The 18,597-nt window shown below is 51.4% G+C and carries 17 protein-coding genes; 3 read left to right on the forward strand and 14 right to left on the reverse strand.

Annotation, left to right across the window (positions count from 1 at the left end; genetic code table 11):
• Nucleotides 1-21 precede the first annotated feature (21 nt).
• From mutS to RHOM_RS07590, 11 genes are all read right to left on the reverse strand, one after another.
• A complete protein-coding gene (gene mutS, locus RHOM_RS07540) occupies nt 22-2,646 on the reverse strand; it encodes a DNA mismatch repair protein MutS (protein WP_014079697.1) in 2,625 nt (874 codons plus the stop codon).
• A 10-nt stretch (nt 2,647-2,656) separates the two neighbouring features.
• Nucleotides 2,657-4,255, reverse strand: coding sequence for an NAD(P)/FAD-dependent oxidoreductase (locus RHOM_RS07545; RefSeq protein WP_014079698.1), 1,599 nt, complete (start codon nt 4,253-4,255; stop codon nt 2,657-2,659).
• Nucleotides 4,252-5,550 (reverse strand): BaiN/RdsA family NAD(P)/FAD-dependent oxidoreductase, encoded by a 1,299-nt coding sequence (locus RHOM_RS07550; protein ID WP_014079699.1) that lies wholly within the window; start codon nt 5,548-5,550, stop codon nt 4,252-4,254. Before RHOM_RS07550 ends, RHOM_RS07545 begins: the two co-directional genes overlap by 4 nt.
• A 102-nt stretch (nt 5,551-5,652) precedes the next feature.
• Nucleotides 5,653-6,027, reverse strand: a complete 375-nt coding sequence (locus RHOM_RS07555; RefSeq protein ID WP_014079700.1) for a BofC C-terminal domain-containing protein — start codon at nt 6,025-6,027, stop codon at nt 5,653-5,655.
• A gap of 55 nt (nt 6,028-6,082) precedes the next feature.
• Nucleotides 6,083-7,744, reverse strand: a complete 1,662-nt coding sequence (locus RHOM_RS07560) for a putative polysaccharide biosynthesis protein (protein ID WP_014079701.1) — start codon at nt 7,742-7,744, stop codon at nt 6,083-6,085.
• A 46-nt stretch (nt 7,745-7,790) separates the two neighbouring features.
• Nucleotides 7,791-8,291 (reverse strand): rRNA maturation RNase YbeY, encoded by a 501-nt coding sequence (gene ybeY, locus RHOM_RS07565; RefSeq protein WP_014079702.1) that lies wholly within the window; start codon nt 8,289-8,291, stop codon nt 7,791-7,793.
• Nucleotides 8,288-9,469 carry an HD domain-containing protein gene (locus RHOM_RS07570; protein ID WP_014079703.1) on the reverse strand — a complete coding sequence of 394 codons (1,182 nt, stop codon included), beginning with the start codon at nt 9,467-9,469 and terminating at the stop codon, nt 8,288-8,290. Before RHOM_RS07570 ends, ybeY begins: the two co-directional genes overlap by 4 nt.
• A complete protein-coding gene (locus RHOM_RS07575) occupies nt 9,462-10,508 on the reverse strand; it encodes a PhoH family protein (RefSeq protein WP_014079704.1) in 1,047 nt (348 codons plus the stop codon). The genes RHOM_RS07570 and RHOM_RS07575 overlap by 8 nt, the downstream gene beginning before the upstream one ends.
• Entirely contained in the window at nt 10,495-11,727 is a 1,233-nt protein-coding gene (gene yqfD, locus RHOM_RS07580; protein ID WP_242823174.1) for a sporulation protein YqfD, read from the reverse strand. The genes RHOM_RS07575 and yqfD overlap by 14 nt, the downstream gene beginning before the upstream one ends.
• Nucleotides 11,728-11,743: 16 nt before the next feature.
• Entirely contained in the window at nt 11,744-12,043 is a 300-nt protein-coding gene (locus RHOM_RS07585) for a YabP/YqfC family sporulation protein (RefSeq protein WP_044024644.1), read from the reverse strand.
• A gap of 28 nt (nt 12,044-12,071) precedes the next feature.
• Nucleotides 12,072-13,382: a pyrimidine-nucleoside phosphorylase gene (locus RHOM_RS07590; RefSeq protein WP_014079707.1), complete on the reverse strand. Its 1,311-nt coding sequence runs from the start codon at nt 13,380-13,382 to the stop codon at nt 12,072-12,074.
• Between the two features lie 152 nt (nt 13,383-13,534).
• Here RHOM_RS07590 and RHOM_RS07595 point away from each other — a divergent pair, with 152 nt between their 5' ends.
• Nucleotides 13,535-13,966 carry a DUF4854 domain-containing protein gene (locus RHOM_RS07595; protein WP_044024645.1) on the forward strand — a complete coding sequence of 144 codons (432 nt, stop codon included), beginning with the start codon at nt 13,535-13,537 and terminating at the stop codon, nt 13,964-13,966.
• A 7-nt stretch (nt 13,967-13,973) separates the two neighbouring features.
• Here the strand turns inward: RHOM_RS07595 and rlmH are convergent, their stop codons facing one another.
• Nucleotides 13,974-14,465, reverse strand: coding sequence for a 23S rRNA (pseudouridine(1915)-N(3))-methyltransferase RlmH (gene rlmH, locus RHOM_RS07600; protein WP_014079709.1), 492 nt, complete (start codon nt 14,463-14,465; stop codon nt 13,974-13,976).
• A gap of 90 nt (nt 14,466-14,555) precedes the next feature.
• Between rlmH and RHOM_RS07605 the strand changes: the two genes are divergently transcribed.
• On the forward strand, nt 14,556-15,233 hold the full coding sequence (locus RHOM_RS07605) for a hypothetical protein (protein WP_014079710.1): 678 nt from the start codon (nt 14,556-14,558) through the stop codon (nt 15,231-15,233).
• Nucleotides 15,234-15,324: 91 nt separating this feature from the next.
• Nucleotides 15,325-15,909 (forward strand): xanthine phosphoribosyltransferase, encoded by a 585-nt coding sequence (locus tag RHOM_RS07610; RefSeq protein WP_014079711.1) that lies wholly within the window; start codon nt 15,325-15,327, stop codon nt 15,907-15,909.
• Nucleotides 15,910-16,507: 598 nt separating this feature from the next.
• On the opposite strand, the gene RHOM_RS07615 is transcribed toward RHOM_RS07610, so the two are convergent.
• Both RHOM_RS07615 and folD read right to left on the reverse strand, forming a co-directional pair.
• The gene (locus RHOM_RS07615) at nt 16,508-17,689 is read right to left on the reverse strand and encodes a chitobiase/beta-hexosaminidase C-terminal domain-containing protein (RefSeq protein ID WP_014079712.1); all 1,182 of its coding nucleotides are present in this window, start codon (nt 17,687-17,689) and stop codon (nt 16,508-16,510) included.
• A 47-nt stretch (nt 17,690-17,736) separates the two neighbouring features.
• Entirely contained in the window at nt 17,737-18,576 is an 840-nt protein-coding gene (gene folD, locus RHOM_RS07620; RefSeq protein WP_014079713.1) for a bifunctional methylenetetrahydrofolate dehydrogenase/methenyltetrahydrofolate cyclohydrolase FolD, read from the reverse strand.
• Nucleotides 18,577-18,597 lie beyond the last annotated feature (21 nt).

Below are 18,597 nucleotides of genomic sequence, written 5' to 3' on the forward strand. Positions count from 1 at the left end.
CTTTGCCAAAGGCGCTTCCGGTTACCAGCGGTTCTTTACCTTGTTCTGAAGTTCGTATAATTTGTTTAAAGCCTCAATCGGCGTCAGATTTCCGACATCCACATTCCGCAGTTCCTCTATGATGTCATCGTCCCGCACGGTATCAAACAACGACATCTGCGTCAGATCCACCTCGTCCAGCTTTTCTTTTTTCTTTTTGCTTCCCGTATCGACGGAGATATTTCTCGCAACTTCCGTGATGTCGTTGGCACTTAATTCCTCCACGATCTCCTTGGCACGCGCAATGACAGAATCCGGCACGCCGGCAAGCTTTGCCACCTGGATACCGTAACTCTTGTCCGCGCCGCCCTTTACGATTTTGCGGAGAAATACAATGTCATCGCCCTTTTCCTTTACCGCCACGCAGTAATTGTTGACGTTGTTTAATTTGCCTTCCAGCTCTGTCAGTTCATGATAATGTGTGGCAAAAAGCGTCTTGGCACCGAGGAGCTTCGGGTTGCTGATATGCTCCACCACCGCCCAGGCAATGCTCAGCCCGTCGTAGGTGCTTGTGCCGCGCCCGATTTCATCCAAGATCAGCAGCGAGTTGGAGGTAGCGTTGCGCAGAATATTTGCAACCTCATTCATCTCCACCATAAACGTACTCTGCCCGCTGGCAAGATCATCCGACGCTCCCACACGTGTGAAAATGCGGTCCACGATACCGATCTTCGCGGATGCCGCAGGCACATAGCTGCCAAGCTGCGCCATCAGAACGATCAGCGCCGTCTGGCGCATATAGGTGGATTTTCCCGCCATGTTCGGTCCCGTAATGATCGAGATGCGGTGATTGCCGTTGTCGAGGTACGTGTCATTGTCAATAAACATATCGTTGTTGATCATCTTCTCGACCACCGGATGACGTCCGCCCTTGATGTCAATGATGCCGTTCTCGTTGATTTTCGGACGGCAGTAATTATTCTGATCCGCGACAAGTGCGAGCGACACGAATACATCCAGACCGGCAACCGCCTTGGCGGTCCGCTGGATGCGCACAACCTCCGCAGCGATCGTACTCCGCACCTCACAGAAGAGATCGTACTCTAATGTGACAAGCTTGTCCTCCGCGCCGAGAATCATGTCCTCCAGTTCTTTTAATTCCGGCGTGATATAGCGCTCGGCGTTGGCGAGCGTCTGCTTGCGCATAAAATAATCTGGAACCAGATCCTTGTAGGAGTTGGTCACTTCCAGATAATAGCCGAATACCTTGTTATATTTGATTTTTAAATTCTTGATGCCTGTCTTTTCACGCTCTTTGGCTTCCAGTTCCGCCAGCCAGGTCTTCCCCTCCGTCTTCGCCTTGCGGTATTTATCGACATCCTCGTTGTAGCCGTCCTTGATCAGACCGCCGTCCCGCACCGAAATGGGCGGTTCCTCCATGATAGCCCGGTCGATCAGTGCGCAGAGCTCCTCCAACGTATCCATGTCCTCGCGGATTTCTCCCAGCAGCTCGCACTGAAAATCGCCCAAAAGACTCTTGATCGGCGGCAGCATGGCAATCGAACTGCGGAAGGCAATGAGATCCCTGGGATTGGCGGTCAGATATGTAACACGCGTAATCAGACGCTCCAGATCGTAGATCGGATTTAAATATTCCCGGAGTTCCTCTCTGGTAATCACGTGCTGATTCAGCTCACAGATTGCATCCTGGCGCTTCTCGATCTCCGCCTTGTCAATCAGCGGCTGTTCCACATAGGAGCGGAGCAGTCTGGCACCCATCGCCGTCTTCGTCTTGTCAAGCACCCACAGGAGCGATCCGCGTTTCTGCTTCTCGCGCAGCGTTTCCACAAGCTCCAGATTCCTTCTGGTCGAGCTGTCGATGATCATGTATTTTCCGGTGGAATACGGATGAATCACGGAAATGTTGTTGAGATCGTTCTTCTGTGTCTCGTACAGATACTTTAACAGTGCTCCCGCAGCAATCATGCCGCAGTCATAATCGGCAAGTCCCAGCGCCTCCAGACTCTTTACCTTAAAGTGTGTAAGCAGTGTTGTCTCTGCAAGCTCATCCCCAAAATACCATGTCTCCAGCGCATAAATTGTAATCTTGAGTCGATGCCTTAAATCTTCTATATCGACACCACTCATATAAAAACTTTCGTTGCATATAATTTCAGATGGCGAAAATTTTGTGATCTCATCGAAAAGCTTCCGCTCCGAATCCACCTCGGTGACATAGTAGTCTCCGGTTGAGACGTCCGCAATGGATACGCCGTAGCGGTCTGCCAGATACACGATGCACATAATATAATTGTTCTTGGATTCGTCCAGCGCCTGCATATCCAGGTTCGTTCCCGGCGTCACGATCCGGATGACCTCGCGCTTGACCAGTCCCTTTGCCAGCTTCGGATCTTCCACCTGCTCGCAGATGGCAACCTTGTGTCCGTTTGCCACAAGTTTATTTAAGTATCCCTCCACCGCATGGTACGGGATGCCGCACATCGGTGCGCGCTCCTCCATGCCGCAGTTTTTTCCGGTCAGCGTCAGTTCCAGTTCTTTGGACACCAGTTCGGCATCCTCAAAAAACATCTCGTAGAAATCTCCCAGCCGGTAAAACAGGATACAGTCTTTATATTCTTCCTTCGTCTGCAGATATTGCTGCATCATTGGTGTAAATTCAGCCACGTTGCTCCTCCATATCTCTCATAATCGCCTCTGCCACTTTCAGTCCGTCCATCGCCGCGGACATGATGCCGCCTGCATAGCCCGCGCCCTCCCCACACGGATAGATGCCGCCTGCAGCCACAAGAAGCTTCGGATCGCGCACCAGGCGCACCGGTGAGGACGTCCGGCTCTCCACGCCGGAGAGGATGGCGTCTTCCCGGTCAAAAGCCGGAATCCGGCGGCTGAATGCGTGCATCCCCTCGATAAAGGACTCTTCCAGTGCCTGCGGCAGCAGACCTCTTAAATTGCCAAGCACACATGCGCCCTTTGTGGCGCTCTCAAACGCCCCGTAAGACACCGAGGCACGATTGCTGCAATAGTCTCCAAAAAGCTGCTGCGGAATCCGCCCTTTTCCGATAGCGAATGCCCGCTCCTCGAGCATCTCCTGAAAACGGACACCGGCTAGCGGATCTTTCCCCGCAAAGTCGTCAGGAGTTACCGCCACAATAATCGCACTGTTTGCGTTTTTCCCGTCACGTCCGGAATAGCTCATTCCATTGACCGCAAGCCTGCCTTCCTCGGAGGATGCGTTTACCACATATCCGCCCGGACACATGCAGAAGGAATACACGCCTCTGCCGTTTGCGAGGTTCGCTGTCACTTTGTAGGGGGCTGCCGGAAGTTCGTGTGCATGCAGCGCTCCATATTGCTGCAGATTCATCATCTCCTGCGGGTGTTCCACACGGAAACCAACCGCAAACGCTTTTGCCTCCATGACAAGATCCTGCTTCTGATACAGCATCCCAAACGTGTCCCGCGCACTGTGACCGATTGCAAGAACGAGTCTGGAAGTCTCGATCCACTCCTTGTGGTTGACCTCAACAAACATCTTTCCGTCCGCTTCCCTGCGGTAATCTGTCATACAACTCTCAAAGCAAAACCTGGCGCCGCGCGCTTCCATCGCCTGCCGCATGTTTTTGATGACTCCGGCAAGAATATCCGTTCCGATGTGCGGTTTGTTTTCGTACAGAATCTGCTCCGGCGCTCCGAATTTCACAAAGGTTTCCAGAACAAACCGGTTCCTGCCGGTGGGATCCTTGACCAGTGTATTTAATTTGCCGTCCGAAAAAGTTCCTGCGCCGCCCTCTCCGAACTGCACGTTGGAAACCGTATCCAACACTCCGCTCTCCCAGAAGCGCTCCACATCCTTTGTGCGCTCCGTCACTGAACGCCCGCGCTCAAGGACAACCGGTGCACAGCCGCTCATCGTGAGCGCATACGCGCAGAAAAGTCCCGCAGGACCCGCACCGACAATCACCGGCGGGATGGACGGCGTTGGCGAAACCGCCCCGGGCAGATGATAACCGGTCTGCTTTACGATCGTAACATTCGGATCGTTTGCCCTTTTTATGATTTTCTCTTCTCCGGAAGTGGAAACCTCCACGGAATACACCAACGACAGTTCCGGTTTCTTTCTCGCGTCAATGGATTTTCTGATAATCCGGTAGCGAAGCTCCTGGTCTCCCGAAAGTCCCAGACGTTTTCTGATTTTCTGTTCCAGTGCTGCCGCATTGTGATGCAGCGGCATTTTTATCTGATTGATCCGTATCATCTCTGTTCTGACATTCCTTCCTCTGCTGCATGCATCCCCGCCACAAAGCCGCTCGACCACGCCCACTGCAGATTGTAACCGCCGCAGGTGCCGTCAATATCAATGACCTCGCCCGCAAAATAGATACCGTCTGCCAGCTTTGACGCAAGCGTTGTAGCTTCAATCTCCTCCGTGTCAACGCCCCCTGCGCATACCTGCGCCGCTTCCATTCCGTTGCTTCCGGTAATATCAACCCGGAAATTCTTGACACACTTCACCAGCCGGTGCAACGTGGCGCGTGCCACCTCCCCGGCATAGAGTTCCGACCGTATGCCAGCTTCGGAGAGCAGTACCTCGCTCAGCTTTCTGTTAAAGAGACCGATCAGTGCCTCCCCGGCGCTCTTGCCATGTGTATTCTCGTAGAAGCGCTCTGACAGCAGGTCAAAAAACTCCTTGTCCGTAAGATCCGGCGCAAAATCAATCAGCACGTAGGGATGCTTTTCGTCCGCGAGCGCTCTTGTCGCATAACGGCTGATCTGAAAGACCGGGATACCCGAGATTCCGGAAGCCGTAAGCTGAAGTTCGCCCCGCTCACTGCACACCGTGTCAGGCTTTTCTCCCCGGGCTGTCCCACGGCTGCCTTTTGGTTGAAATTGCGCATTTTCCAGGTAGAGTGTTACCTGCATTTCTGCACGAATTCCTGCAAGTTTCTTGAAAAATGCCTGTTTTCCATGCAGTTGCACGAGAGCTGGCACCACATCTACAAAATGATGACCAAGTGCTTCTATATATGGAAATGCACTTCCGTCGCTTCCTGTCTTGGGTGCTGCCAGCAATCCGGGCGCAAAAATCACTGTTTTGGTTGAAAACGCGCCTTTTGTGGTGCGTATTTCATACCCGGTACAGGTTTTTTGAATGGATTGCAGTCCGCAGGACGTCCACAGATCAACGCCGAGGTAATCGCATTCCATGCCAAACACTTCCACGACAGACACCGCCTGCTCACTCGCCGGATAATAGTAACCGTTTTTGATCTTCGGATAGATTCCAAGTTCTTCAAACAGGCGCACGGTATCCTCCTGCCCGAACTGCTCAAAAACAGGCAGCACAAAAGCAGGGTTCTCTCCACGATAACAGGAAAGCCCCTGCACTGCATTTGTGTAATTACATTTTCCGTTGCCGGTGGATAGAATCTTTTTTCCAATCCGGTCCATGTGTTCGATCACCCGTGTTCTCGCGCCGCACCTGGCTGCACTGACCGCCGCCATAAGTCCTGCCGCGCCGCCACCGATCACCGTAACATCTATATCTGTCATTTCAACCTCTTATCTAACCGCTGTATCATTCTGTCCGTTCTTCTTAACCGTAACAATTTTACCACACAGCCCTGTAACATTCAATGAATAACTTCTCTTACGTCAGCTGGAATAGCTTTCGAGCAGATCGTACAGTTCTCTCTCATCGTCTACCGGAATTCCGTCGGAAAGCTGCTCCCTCGTCTGCACGGAAAGCCGTTCCGCACGGATGTTGGTCTCAAATAAAAGGGTTATCCCGTCCGCCTCATAGACTTTTAAGATGCCGTCGTCATCCATGCGGAGCAGATAGCGGCAGGTTTTCTGGATCTGCATGCTCTCCGCAGTCCGCTCCGTCTGTGTCACTGCGGCATCTTCCGTGACCGCCTCCGTCTCCTCTGCCGTACGGATCCTTTCTGCATCAAATGCGTTTTTCCCGCACAAGCCTCCGGCAAACAGCATCACTGCCGCAAAAAGGCAAATACCTATCGTCCGTTTCATAATGTCCTCCCATTCTCTGCGATAAGTATCTGCCAGTTCTTTCCTTTTTATTCAATTAACGCAAAAGATGCATCTTCCGCGCGAGTTTTACAAGCGTTCTGCCTTTCGGGAAGCGCAGGATTTCCTGCTCGGTCAGTCCCTTAAGCATCAAAAGCAGCGTCGCGTAGGTAAAGACGCCTGCAACAATCGATACAAGCGTTGCGATCAGATTGCTCCGAAGCAGATAGAGGAACAGACGGTAAACAAGCCATACCACCACGCCCATTCCAGCCGCTGAAACCGCCGGCACGAAAAACGTGCGCCGCACTTCCTGACGGTATCCGCTGTAACGGCGGATCGAGCGCGCATTTAGAATACACATGATCAGTCCGAAGCATGCATTTGCGATGATCACCGCAAAAATGTTCAGATCCAGCCCAAGCATCAGCGCCACCAGAATGATCAAGTGAAGCGCCAGTGCAATCACTGCATTCTTGATCGGCTCCTTCATCCGATTCATCCCCTGCAGCAGACCGTTGGAAAGGGTCGACAGGGAGAAGAAAATGATGGCCACGGAACCGGTCTGCAGCATTCTTGCCGCAAGCTCGGAGGAATCACCAAACAGCATCTGAAGAATCGGGGAGGCAAGCACGCCCATTCCGACTGCACACGGGAATGCCACGACCATGATAAAGCGTGTGGCAAGCCCAATCTGCCGTTTCGCCTCGCCTCGTTTTCCGCTCGCATAAGCAGCAGAGAGCGCCGGCACACTCGATGCCGCAAGGGAGGATGCAATGGCCAGCGGCACATTGATTAACACCTGGTATTTTCCGGTATAGATACCGTTCCAGGTACCGTAGTCCGTCTTGGAATATCCCTGCCATGCCGCGATATTCTTGTAGACCGCCTGGTCAATGGTGGCGTTGCAGTTGTAGATCGTGCTGCTCACCAGCACCGGAATAATGGTGATGATCAGCAGTTTAAAAATCTCTCCGTACGAATCTGCGCTTGTCTTCCGCTCCTTGCGAAGCGTCTTTTTAAACACCCGCAGATAGACAACAAGGACAAAACCCGCAAACAGCAGCGCACTCAGCGCTCCGGCAGCGGTTCCGATCGTTCCGCCCGCCGCACCGTAGGCTGCGCCGTAATCCTCGGCATTGCCTAAAAGCGCTCCGGCTTTGGAACCGTAGGAAAAAAGGACATACGCCGCCCACACGCTGACAATCGCATTTACAATCTGCTCTAAGATCTGGGATACGGCACTCGGCATCATCGTGCCAAGTCCCTGGAAAAAGCCTCGCATCACACCTAAGACCGCAACAATTACAAGAACCGGCACTAAAACCTTTAACGCAAAGATACAAAGTGGGGTTCTAAGCAGCGTACCCGTAATAAAATCCGCTCCGAAATAGAGAATTGCCGCGGCAGCGGTTCCGGACACCAGCGCAAAAATCAGCGCGCACTTTAAGATGCGGTAGACATTGCGCCTTCTGCCCTGTGAGATATTTGCCGAGACAAGTTTGGATACCGCGAGCGGCAGGCTGTAGGACGAAATAATTAACAAAATATTATAGATGGTATAGGCACTGCCATAATAGTCGTTGCCGGTATCCCCAATAATCGCCGTCAGCGGCATGCGGTAAATCAGGCCGATCACACGGCTGATCAGCGAAGCCGCCGCGAGGATTGTGCCCTGCGCCAGAAAACTTGTCGTATTTTTCCTTTTTTTATTGCCCATAAAAGTACCTCAAATCCTTTCGGAAGCGCCACGGCGCCGCCGTTCGTTAATCACGCGAGATGTTCATCTCCTCCAGAATCTGTCTCTGCTTCGGCTCCATGACTGCCGCGTCCTCCGGCGTCATGTGGTCATACCCGAACAGATGAAGCATGCTGTGCACGATCAGAAACGCAAATTCCCTGCGCTCGCTGTGTCCGTAGGCGGCAGCCTGCTCTCTCACCCGGTCCACCGAGATGACAATGTCTCCCAGCATGATCTCCCCGGTATCCGGATTAAAATTATCCTCATAATCCTCTTCCAACGCCGAGAAATCGCCCGCCTGCTCATAGGAGAGCATCGGGAAAGACAAAACGTCCGTCGGTGCATCAATCTGTCGGTACATCCGGTTGATCTCATGAATTCCTTCATTGTCCGTCAGCGTCAGATTCACTTCCGCCTCATAAGGAAAACCTTCATGGTCGATGGTAAAAGCGACAACCTCGCCCGCCAGCGCTTCATAATCAAATGTAAATGGCACGTCCACTTCGACTTCTAAATTCAGGCTCATACCAGTAATGCCTCCTCGTTCACAAGATATTCCCGTATTTTCAAAAACATATTCATGCTAAGCCCGGAACGGTCATACAGCCCCGCGGCAGAATATTCATTCAAGGTCTGATAGATCACCATATCCTGGTTCCAGTTGCTGCCAACGGTATCCTCATCCAGAACCTCCAGTTTTTTCAACAGCCCGTCCACCATATGTACAATCGCCGACTCGATGGTGGATGGCAGGGCCTCTTCCCCGTTGTATTCCCCGATAATGCGGATTACCTTCTCCGGGAAGCAGGCTCTCTGTGCCATTTTCACACCGTTTTTTGCAAGCGGTGCGCCCTCCAGTACGCCGATACGGTAATACATCCCCGCGGCGCTGCACACACGTTCGTCTGCCCCGACCACAGCAGCACATCGCGCCGCCACAAGCATTACCCGCCTTGCATGGCTGTAGTCTGCCCTGGAAAAACTCGCCAGTTCCCGCGCCAGCGGATAGGATTCATCGGTGATGTCGACCATGACCTCATCGACTTCCGCATTTCTTGCATCCGCTAACTTCCGGTAGCACAGATGCAAAAACAAAAAGACGACCACACCGTCCGCCACGGCAGATACCATGATCCGGACACTGATCTCCCGGTAGGTCAGATAGTAGAACAGAACCGGAAGAAGCATGCCTGCCATGCCAGCAAACCATTCATACCAGAACTGCTTTTTGCTGTTTTCCACTGCGTCCGCTGCCACCGCTCCGATCAGAACCAGCAGGATATACATGGAGAATTCCTGGATGGTTCCACCGCACAAAAGACCGAGCAGGCTGCAGAAAAAGAGTCCGCTGCACAGGGAAAGCTCGATATTCCCCACACCGAGCATCAAAATGGCAGATAGCATCACAGGTCTTGAAAATTCCGGAAGTACAAGACAGACCGCCGTCACGCCAAGCGACGCCAGATACCCTGCAAAAATACGCCGGTAGCTTGTCTCACGGTTTCCCGCAATGCTCCGCTTCATCCGGCAGTGCTCCAATAAAAAGAACCACAACGCCAGAAATACCAGATTGATGATAACAAGGACGATCCACTCGTCGAGATACTGTCCCCTGATAAATGCCGCCGCTGTCGTAAACAGGATCGTTGCGGCAGACATGCCAAGCAGATATATTACTCTCTTTGCCACATAGCGATCATCCATTCGTGTTCTCTCTCCTGCTTCTCGCACCGGTTCTGCCCGCTCCGGTTCTGCTCGTGTTCTTTCTCGTGCCGGACGTCTTACCGGCGCGCTTCTCATAATCCTCGTATGCCTTGACAATCTTCTGCACCACCGGATGCCGCACGACATCCTGGCTTGTCAGTTCGCAGATACCGATCTCCTCCACATTGCGCAGCACTTTCAGCGCAATGTCCAAGCCCGATGCGGCATCCGGCGCCAGATCCTTCTGGGTGGCGTCACCGGTGATGACCGCCTTTGAACCGAAACCGATTCTGGTCAGAAACATCTTCATCTGCGCCGGCGTCGTGTTCTGCGCCTCGTCCAGAATGATAAATGCGTTATCTAACGTACGTCCGCGCATGTAGGCAAGCGGAGCCACCTCAATCAATCCCTTTTCCATATTCTTCTGGAAGCTTTCCGCCCCCATAATCTGATACAGCGCGTCGTAAAGCGGTCTTAAGTAAGGATCAACCTTGCTCTGCAGATCGCCCGGAAGGAAGCCAAGCTTCTCCCCCGCCTCAATCGCAGGCCTGGTAAGGATAATCCGCCCGACCTCCTCGTTTTTAAACGCGGTGATTGCCATCGCCATCGCCAGATAGGTCTTACCGGTACCCGCCGGTCCCATGCCGAACACGATCATCTTTTCGCGGATGGCATCCACATAGGCTTTCTGACCGAGTGTCTTGGGCTTTACCGGCTTGCCGTTGATCGTGTGGCAGATGCAGTCGCGGTCGATCTCCACGATCGCCGACTCTTTTTCCTCCGCCATCAATGCCAGTGCATAGTTGACATTCTGTTCCGTGATGACATTTCCGCGTTTGGACAATTCCAGAAGCTGCATGAAAACATCCTGCGCGCGCCTGCAGCGTCTTTCGTCTCCGAGGATTTTCATATCTTCTCCCCGGACAACCACCGTCACATTCAAGGTACGCTCGATTTTTTTGATATAGACATCAAACTGACCGAACACATTCGCCATGTGGTCTGTCGGTATATTTAACGAAACTTCAGTCAGACTCATTTTCATTCTGCCTTTCTTGCATTGTGGTATCGTAAACCTCTGTCGGCTGATAGGAAACAATGGATTCGTGCGCCCACAGATCGCCGCTTACCACATATTTTTCACCCGTACTTTTTATAATAACATTTTTTGATATAATTTGAATACCTTTTTCTTCCAAATCTTTGATGTAATCCGAGAAATTCTTTGTGGCAATCTGACGGATCTCCGCTTCGGTGCGCTCGTGCCGCACCTGCTCGACCTCTGTGAACTCACTTTTATTCAGCCACACGGGCAGATAAAAATTGTCCGCCACATGGAGCTGCCTGCTCTCCGTCTGCACCTGATACTCTGCAAACGGATTCCGGAAAAGCGGCCAGTCGAACACGTTATCAAGCAGCGTGATGCTGTAACGCTCCTTCGTGTTCCCGGTCGGTGCCATCTCCACCCAGGTGCCATCAATCACATCCCGGTAGGAATAGAGTACCTTCGCCTTGATGTCCGCATCGGACGGACGGTAGAGGTACTGCATGATCTCACCGTCGTCGTTTAACACTTCAATGCGCCCCGAGACTAAGATGTCGCCTTTCTTTACCTCCGCTCCCACCGCGGTAAGCGGCGTGCCCGCGCGTGTCACCATCTCGGTAATCACGCCGTCTTTGGCGGCGACAATGTCCTGCGGTTCATCGCTCTTCGCCTCATATTCTTCCTGCGACAGGAGGTTTTCCTGAATATCGACCGTCATCTTTGTACCATAAATCTTGATGGAAGTCCAGATGACATCCCGGTAGCGGCTCCGCATGGCTTCTTCCAGATCCTCGCACGAAATCTGGGATTTTTTCGTTCCAAACGATGCGTGTTCCTCCTCCAGGAAATCCAGAATCGTCTCCGTGGTCAGATAAGAATTCCCGTTGATTTCGATATTCCAGATGAATCCGGACAGATCATACAGCAAAAAGCAGAAAAAAAGCAGGCCTGCCGGGAAAAGATACCGTCTGCGGTAGCGAAACGCGCAAAACGGCATCCCCACACGCTTCTGAATCCGGATCTGCGTTTTGGTTTTTTTCAGAATGGGCTTCAGCTGTCGGAATGCATCGACACTGATACAAAAAGTATATCCATTTTCACACGGTTTTAAATTCCAGATCAGGATATTCCGGTTCCCGCACAGATTTAAGAACCGTTCCGGTGCATATCCCGTCAGCTTCACATGAACATAACCGCGAAAATATTTGATCACAGAGAGCAACATCGTCTCAGTTCTCGTACTCTATCGTATCAATGCTGCCCGTTATTTTCATTTCTTCATTCGTGTAATAATCTATGGCAAGACGGACACCGGTAATCCGTATCCTGCAGGTTTTTGTCTGCACCCGGATAAAGGAATCCTCGTATTCCAGGATTCCTTTATAATTTGAAATCACAGCTTCCCCTCTGCCGGTGACGGTCACGATCGCCGCCCCGAGCATGAGGTCTTTGGGAAGCTCCAGGTTATCTACAATTCTTTCGCGCAGCGAAATCTGTGACCCCGCTGAAGTTCTGCTATTTTTTCTCATATAGCACTATATGAGGAAAAATACCGTCTTATTCTGGAAAGATATATTCTCTGACCACCGGCACGAAAGCCGCCGGCTCTTTGGCGATCTCGTAGGCATGGGCAATTTTTTCATACGCCGCCTGCATTTTGGCATCATCATTGCCATAAATCGTCGCAAGCACTTCACCGTCACTTACCGCATCCCCGTTCTTTTTCTCCAGAATAATACCAACGGATAGATCAATCGCACTCTCCTTGGTCTCTCTTCCGCCTCCCAGGGTCATGCAGGCAATTCCGATGTCTTCCGCCAGAATCCGGTGCACATATCCGCTCTCTTTTGCCGTGACCTCTAGTGTCTTCCCCGCAACCGGCAGAAGGGATGTGTCATAGACCGGTGCAGCATCTCCGCCCTGTGCGCGCACGAACTGGGCAAATTTATCGAGTGCCGATCCGTCTTCTATCACGCCCTCCATCAGTGCGCGGGCTTCCTTTTCGTCCGCCGCCCGCCCTGCGAGCATAAGCATCTGGCTGCCCAGTGCAAACACCACTTCTTTGAAATCAGCCGGTCCCTCTCCGCGCAGGGTATCAATCGCTTCCCGGACCTCAAGTGAATTGCCGACCGCGCGTCCCAACGGCTGATCCATATCCGTGATGACAGCCACCGTCTTCTTGCCCGCCATCGTACCGATGGAGACCATCTCTTTTGCGAGCGCTCTGGAATCCTCAAGCTTTTTCATAAAAGCGCCGTTGCCCGTCTTGACATCCAGAACGATGGCATCGCTTCCGGACGCCAGCTTTTTGCTCATGATGGAGCTGGCAATGAGCGACATCTGATCCACCGTTGCCGTCACATCACGCAGCGCGTATAATTTCTTGTCCGCCGGCGCCAGATTGGCAGTCTGTCCCGCAATGGCAATCCCGATGGTATTGACATTCCCGGCAAACTGCTCCTCGGAGAGCGCGGTCGTAAACCCGTCAAAACATTCTAACTTGTCGATTGTTCCGCCGGTATGCCCCAGTCCCCTGCCGGACATTTTCGCAACCGGAACCCCGAGCGCAGCAATGATCGGTGTCAGCGCCAGTGAGGTCTTGTCTCCCACGCCTCCGGTGCTGTGCTTATCGACCTTTACCCCCTTGATCCCCGAGAGATCCAGCACATCACCGCTGTCCCTCATGGCAAGCGTTAAATCCACCGTCTCGCGCGGCGTCATTCCGCGAAAACAGATCGCCATTGTCATGGCGGACATCTGATAATCCGGAATGCTTCCCTCCGTAAAACCTTCTATCATATAGCGGATCTCATCCGTGGAAAGTTCCCCGCCCTGCTTCTTTTTTAAGATCAAATCATACATTCTCATACTGCAATCCCCCTTATTTCTAAAGTATACTTTATTGTAACACCGTTTAACCGCCGATTCAACATTTGCCGCGCGGACGCTTGACAAGTCGTGCGGCGGACTTCTATACTGATGATAGATTTTTAAGCTTCTACAGGGAAAAGGAGACCGTTATGACCGGATATCAAATTCAAAGCCACAGAATATTACTGTGCGTGCTCGCACTTTTTTGCTTGGGAATGGCTCTGATGGGATGTAAAAAAGCATCGCTGGATGACTGGTATGCCACACAGGCGGATCAGTTTCAGGAGATGACAGACGCCGTCAATTCCCAGGATCTGGGATACACCCTGGACATTGTCACCGCAGATTCCGATGCGTTAGTGTTCCAGTACACGCTTTCTAAGGCGTATGATATGTCGGATGATGCAGACGCCGACGCACTGACGCAGCTGTATGACGCCATTTTTGACAGCTATGCCTCCACTTTTTCCTCGCTGCGCGCGCAGATTGCAGATGAGACCGGCATAAACGGCATCGCCATCCGGCTGACCGCCTTAAATCCGGACGGAACCGTTCTGTATTCCAGGGACTTTACCGAATAGCCTGCCGCTATTTGTGGTAGGGTTCCCGGTTCATGATGCGGTAGCCGCGGTAGATCTGCTCCAGCAGAATCACGCGCATCAGCTGGTGTGGAAACGTCATTCTGGAAAAAGAGAGCTTAAAATCCGCCGCCGCAAGCAGCTCTTTTGACATGCCGAGTGACCCACCGATCAAAAAGATCACATTGCTGATCCCGTCAGTTCCCAGTTTTTCCAGTTTCTGTGAGAGTTCGACCGAATCGAGTTCTCTGCCGTCTATGGCGAGTGCCATGACATAGGAGCTGCTCTGCCTGCATTTCTCGAGGCGGGCAAGCACACGCTCCCCCTCCTTTTGCCGGATCTGCATTTCTTCCGTGGCACTTGCGCCGTCTGGCGTCTTTTCATCTGCGACCTCGATGATTTCCAGCTTGCAATAGCGCGTCAGGCGCTTAGCGTATTCCTCGATGGCATCTCTGTAAAATTTTTCTTTGATTTTTCCAACGCATAAAATTGTAATCTTCATAGCAGGTTCATTATAACATTCTTTGGTTGCGGCAGTCTATAAAATCTCCTATAATATAGGAAAAGAAAACTAAGAAAGCGAGAACTTATTATGTGGTGTCCAGAATGTAAAAACGAATATGTAGCGGGAATCGTCCGCTGTCCGGACTGCGGCGTGGATCTGGTGGAGTCGCTCTCCATATCAGAGGACAAATCAAAAGACAGTCCGGATGCCTTCTCCCCTGATGACATGGAAGAACTTTCGGCAGCTTCCACCGTCAGGGCAGCGGAAGGCGGCAGAGGAGATACTCCGCCGCTTACTGCACATTCACACGCCTACCGGTCCAAGGCTTCCCAGACCGAAGATATGAAGTCTACCGCCTACACCTTTACCGGGGTCGGCATCATCGGACTGGTTCTTTTAGTGCTGTTTTTCTGCGGCGTTCTTCCGATCCATATTACCGGTGCCGCCAGAATTCTGATGGGTCTTGTCATGGGAATCATGTTCGTTATCTTTTTGTGGATCGGCATCCGTTCCTTCGGACAGATCAAACAGCTCAAAGATGCGACTGCAACAGAAGATGCACTGCAGGATGAGATCCTCAAATGGTTTCTGGATACCTACCGTGCCGATGTCATTGATCAGTCCGTCGACAACGATCAGCCGGAGGAGGCGCTGTATTTTTCCCGCTACGAAGTGATGGAAAAGCTGCTGCTTCATCAGTATCCCTCCCTTTCGGAATCCTTTACCGATCATATGATTGAACTGCTCTACGCCGAGCTTTTCTAAAATCGGGACATTTCTCCAAAACAGCACTTCTTTCATGCAGCGACTTATGGTACAATAGAACCATCAAATATACTATTGAGAGGTGACGATTTTGAAATTACTGGAAGAAAAGATTCTTTCCGAGGGAAAGGCATTAAACAAAGACATTCTTAAGGTAGACAGTTTTATCAATCATCAGGTGGATCCGGTGCTCATGGCACAGATCGGGGAGGCATTTGCCGCACATTTTAAAGGCAGAGGCATCACGAAAGTGGTTACTATCGAAAGTTCTGGAATTGCTCCTGCACTCATGACCGCATCTGCGCTGGGCGTTCCTATGGTAATTTTGAAGAAGCAGCCTTCTCAGATTTTAAATGATAATCTCTACCAGACTGTGATCACATCCTTTACCAAAGAGACGAACTACGAGCTGACGCTCTCCAAGAAGTACATCTCCGAGGAGGATCACGTCTTAATCATCGATGATTTCCTTGCAAACGGTGAGGCTGCGACCGGAGCGATCCGTCTTCTGCGTCTGGCACATGCGACCATCGCCGGTCTCGGCGTTCTGGTGGAAAAGTCTTTCCAGCCAGGACGTGAAAAGCTGGTTGATCAGGGAACCGAAGTGTATGCACTTGCCAGAGTCGGTGCAATGGATACGGACCACGTTGAATTTTTACCGGCGGACGACGAGTGATCTTCTAAAAGGGGATTGTCGCAATAAGCGTATTGTACTTTGCGCTGATAAGTAATATTATTAAAAGACCACACCGTGGGATTTCAGATGGAAATGCAGATGAAAATTCGGTTCAAAAAATGTGGCATTTCTAACCAGCCGGATGTTTGCAATCTGCGATGATCCATGTCTTTCCAAGTTTGGAGCACTCCACGGACTGTGTCCGCAAATCATGAGACAATTTAAGAACTTTCGTGTGGCGCTTTTGCCGCTGCTGAATAAAACATAATCGCGCGAACCGAAACTCGCTGCCATCTGCCTTATTTTCAATAGCAGATGGCAGCGAGTTTCGGTTCGCGCGATTTTATAGTGTCTGTGAAGCAGCAGCATTAGCCGCCACTAGAAAGTTTGCTCATTGTCTCTGATTTGGCGGACACACTCCGGGAGTGTTCAAACGTGGAAGAGACACGGAATCCGATGCAAACATTCGGCTGGAAGAAATACTCACATTTTTCTCAAACGAATTTCCATCTGCATTTCCACATGAAATCTCCAAGTATGTTTCTTATAATATTACTTATCACCCCAAAGAGGTTATGCTTATTGCGGCAATTCCTTTTTACGGGTAATAGATAAAATTGGCACGGTAAACACCGCTGTCCAATCCCGTCTTTTTGTCCACCACAAGTACGGACAGGACATTGTTGCCCTCCGGCACCTCAAACGGCTCCGTGTAGCGCGCAGACGCCGTGGTAGGATCGGTTCCGTCCCAGGTATAGTAAATGCTGCATCCATCCTCTGCGGTCAGCGTCACGAGTGTCGGCTCATAAAAACGGCCTCCGTCCGGCGACACCTCTGCAAAATCCGGTGGTGCAAGTTCGATCTCAAAATCGGCATACGTCACGGAACTGTAGATTCCCTTATCGTTCCGGCAGACCGCCGCGATGGTATATTTGCCACTCTCATCAAAGACGAGCGGGTTTCCGACAAAATACCTCGTTCCGGTCTTGGCATCCAGTTCGTTCTCATCTCCATTGATCGTATAGTAGATGGCATCCCCGTCTGTCGACGCAATCTCTACCTCGAGCGCCTCATCATACTTTCCGGACGGCACATCTCCCTCAGGATCCGTAATCAGCGGTGCAGATGTCATGTAATCCGCAAACAAATCCAGAATCTTATCCTTATTCTTAAGATCCTCGGCATCGACCTCCGCTTCCAGATCCAGAATGCTGTCGTAATCTTCCCTCGCATCATAGATAGCGATCAGATCTCTGTATGCGTCCTCATTGGCAGGATCAAGCTTTATGATCTCAATCAGGAGCACCATTGCCGCATCGGTATTTTTCTGTTTTTCATAGATTTCAATCATCTTCTCACGCGCGGTAATATCGTTTGGATACAGATACAGCGCACGCTCGTAATAGTCAAGTGCCTCCCCGTCATTCTGCGCATCAGCCGCCATGGCCGCCTGTTCCATCTGATAGTCGTAAGAATTGGCATTCCGGTGATCAATTGCAGCCTTAATCAGAATTCCCGCCAGAACGAGAAGCACCAGCAGAATTCCCCCGATGAGAAATGGCAGCCGGCGATTTTTCTTCCTCTGCGGCTGTTTGGGCTTTTGCTGCTTTGCCTGTGCCGGCGCCGGTTCCTTCCCGGCAGATTCCTCCTCTTTTAGAAGAGAACGCAGATAGTCATCCTCCAACACACTGTAATCCGGCACAATCTGTACCGCATTTCCACACACGGAGCAGTAGATACATCCCTCTTTGATCTCTGCCCCACACTTTGCACATTTCATATGAAACGATTCCTCTCACTCTTTCATCCATATGGATTCTACATCTGTTACTGCAACATGGACTCCACACAATTATGCATCAGCATTGCAATGGTCATAGGCCCTACTCCGCCCGGAACCGGTGTGATCGCCGACGTATGCGGCGCAACCTCATCATATCTGACATCCCCGCACAGCTTGTTGTTCTCATCGCGGTGAATTCCCACATCGATGACAACCGCCCCTTCTTTGATGTAATCTGCCGTGATAAACTGCGGCTTTCCGATTGCAACGATCAGGATATCCGCCGTTTTGCAAAGTTCCGGCAGATTCTGTGTCTTGGAATGTGCAATGGTGACCGTGGCATTCTCGCGTAGCATTAAAAGTGCCATCGGCTTCCCCACGATATTGCTTCTGCCGATTATCACACAATGTTTTCCTTCCATCTTAATTCCGGAGCGCTTTAAGAGCTGGATGATTCCCGCCGGTGTGCAGGAGACAAATCCCGGCTCCCCGATCACAAGCTTTCCAACGTTTTCCGGGTGGAATCCGTCCACATCCTTTTCGGGTGCGATCGCACGAATCACTTTGTCTGCGTCAATCTGTGCCGGAAGCGGAAGCTGCACCAGAATTCCGTTTACCGAAGCATCACCATTCAGCTTCTCCACAAGCGCAAGAAGTTCTTCCTCCGTCGTCTCCTCCGGCAGTTCATAGGACAGGGAACCGATGCCGATATAGGCGCAGGCTTTCTTTTTGTTATTGACATACACGCTGGAAGCCGGATCGGTTCCTACCTGGATCACTGCAAGCGCTGCTTCTTTTCCAAGCTTTTTCTGTTCCGCAACCTGCTCGCGCAGTTCGTCCTTGATCTCCTGTGAAATCTTTTTTCCGTCAATGATCTGTGTCATACGTATCCTCCATTCTGTCTC

Origin of the sequence: Roseburia hominis A2-183 (assembly GCF_000225345.1) — a bacterium.
Taxonomy (GTDB): domain Bacteria; phylum Bacillota; class Clostridia; order Lachnospirales; family Lachnospiraceae; genus Roseburia; species Roseburia hominis.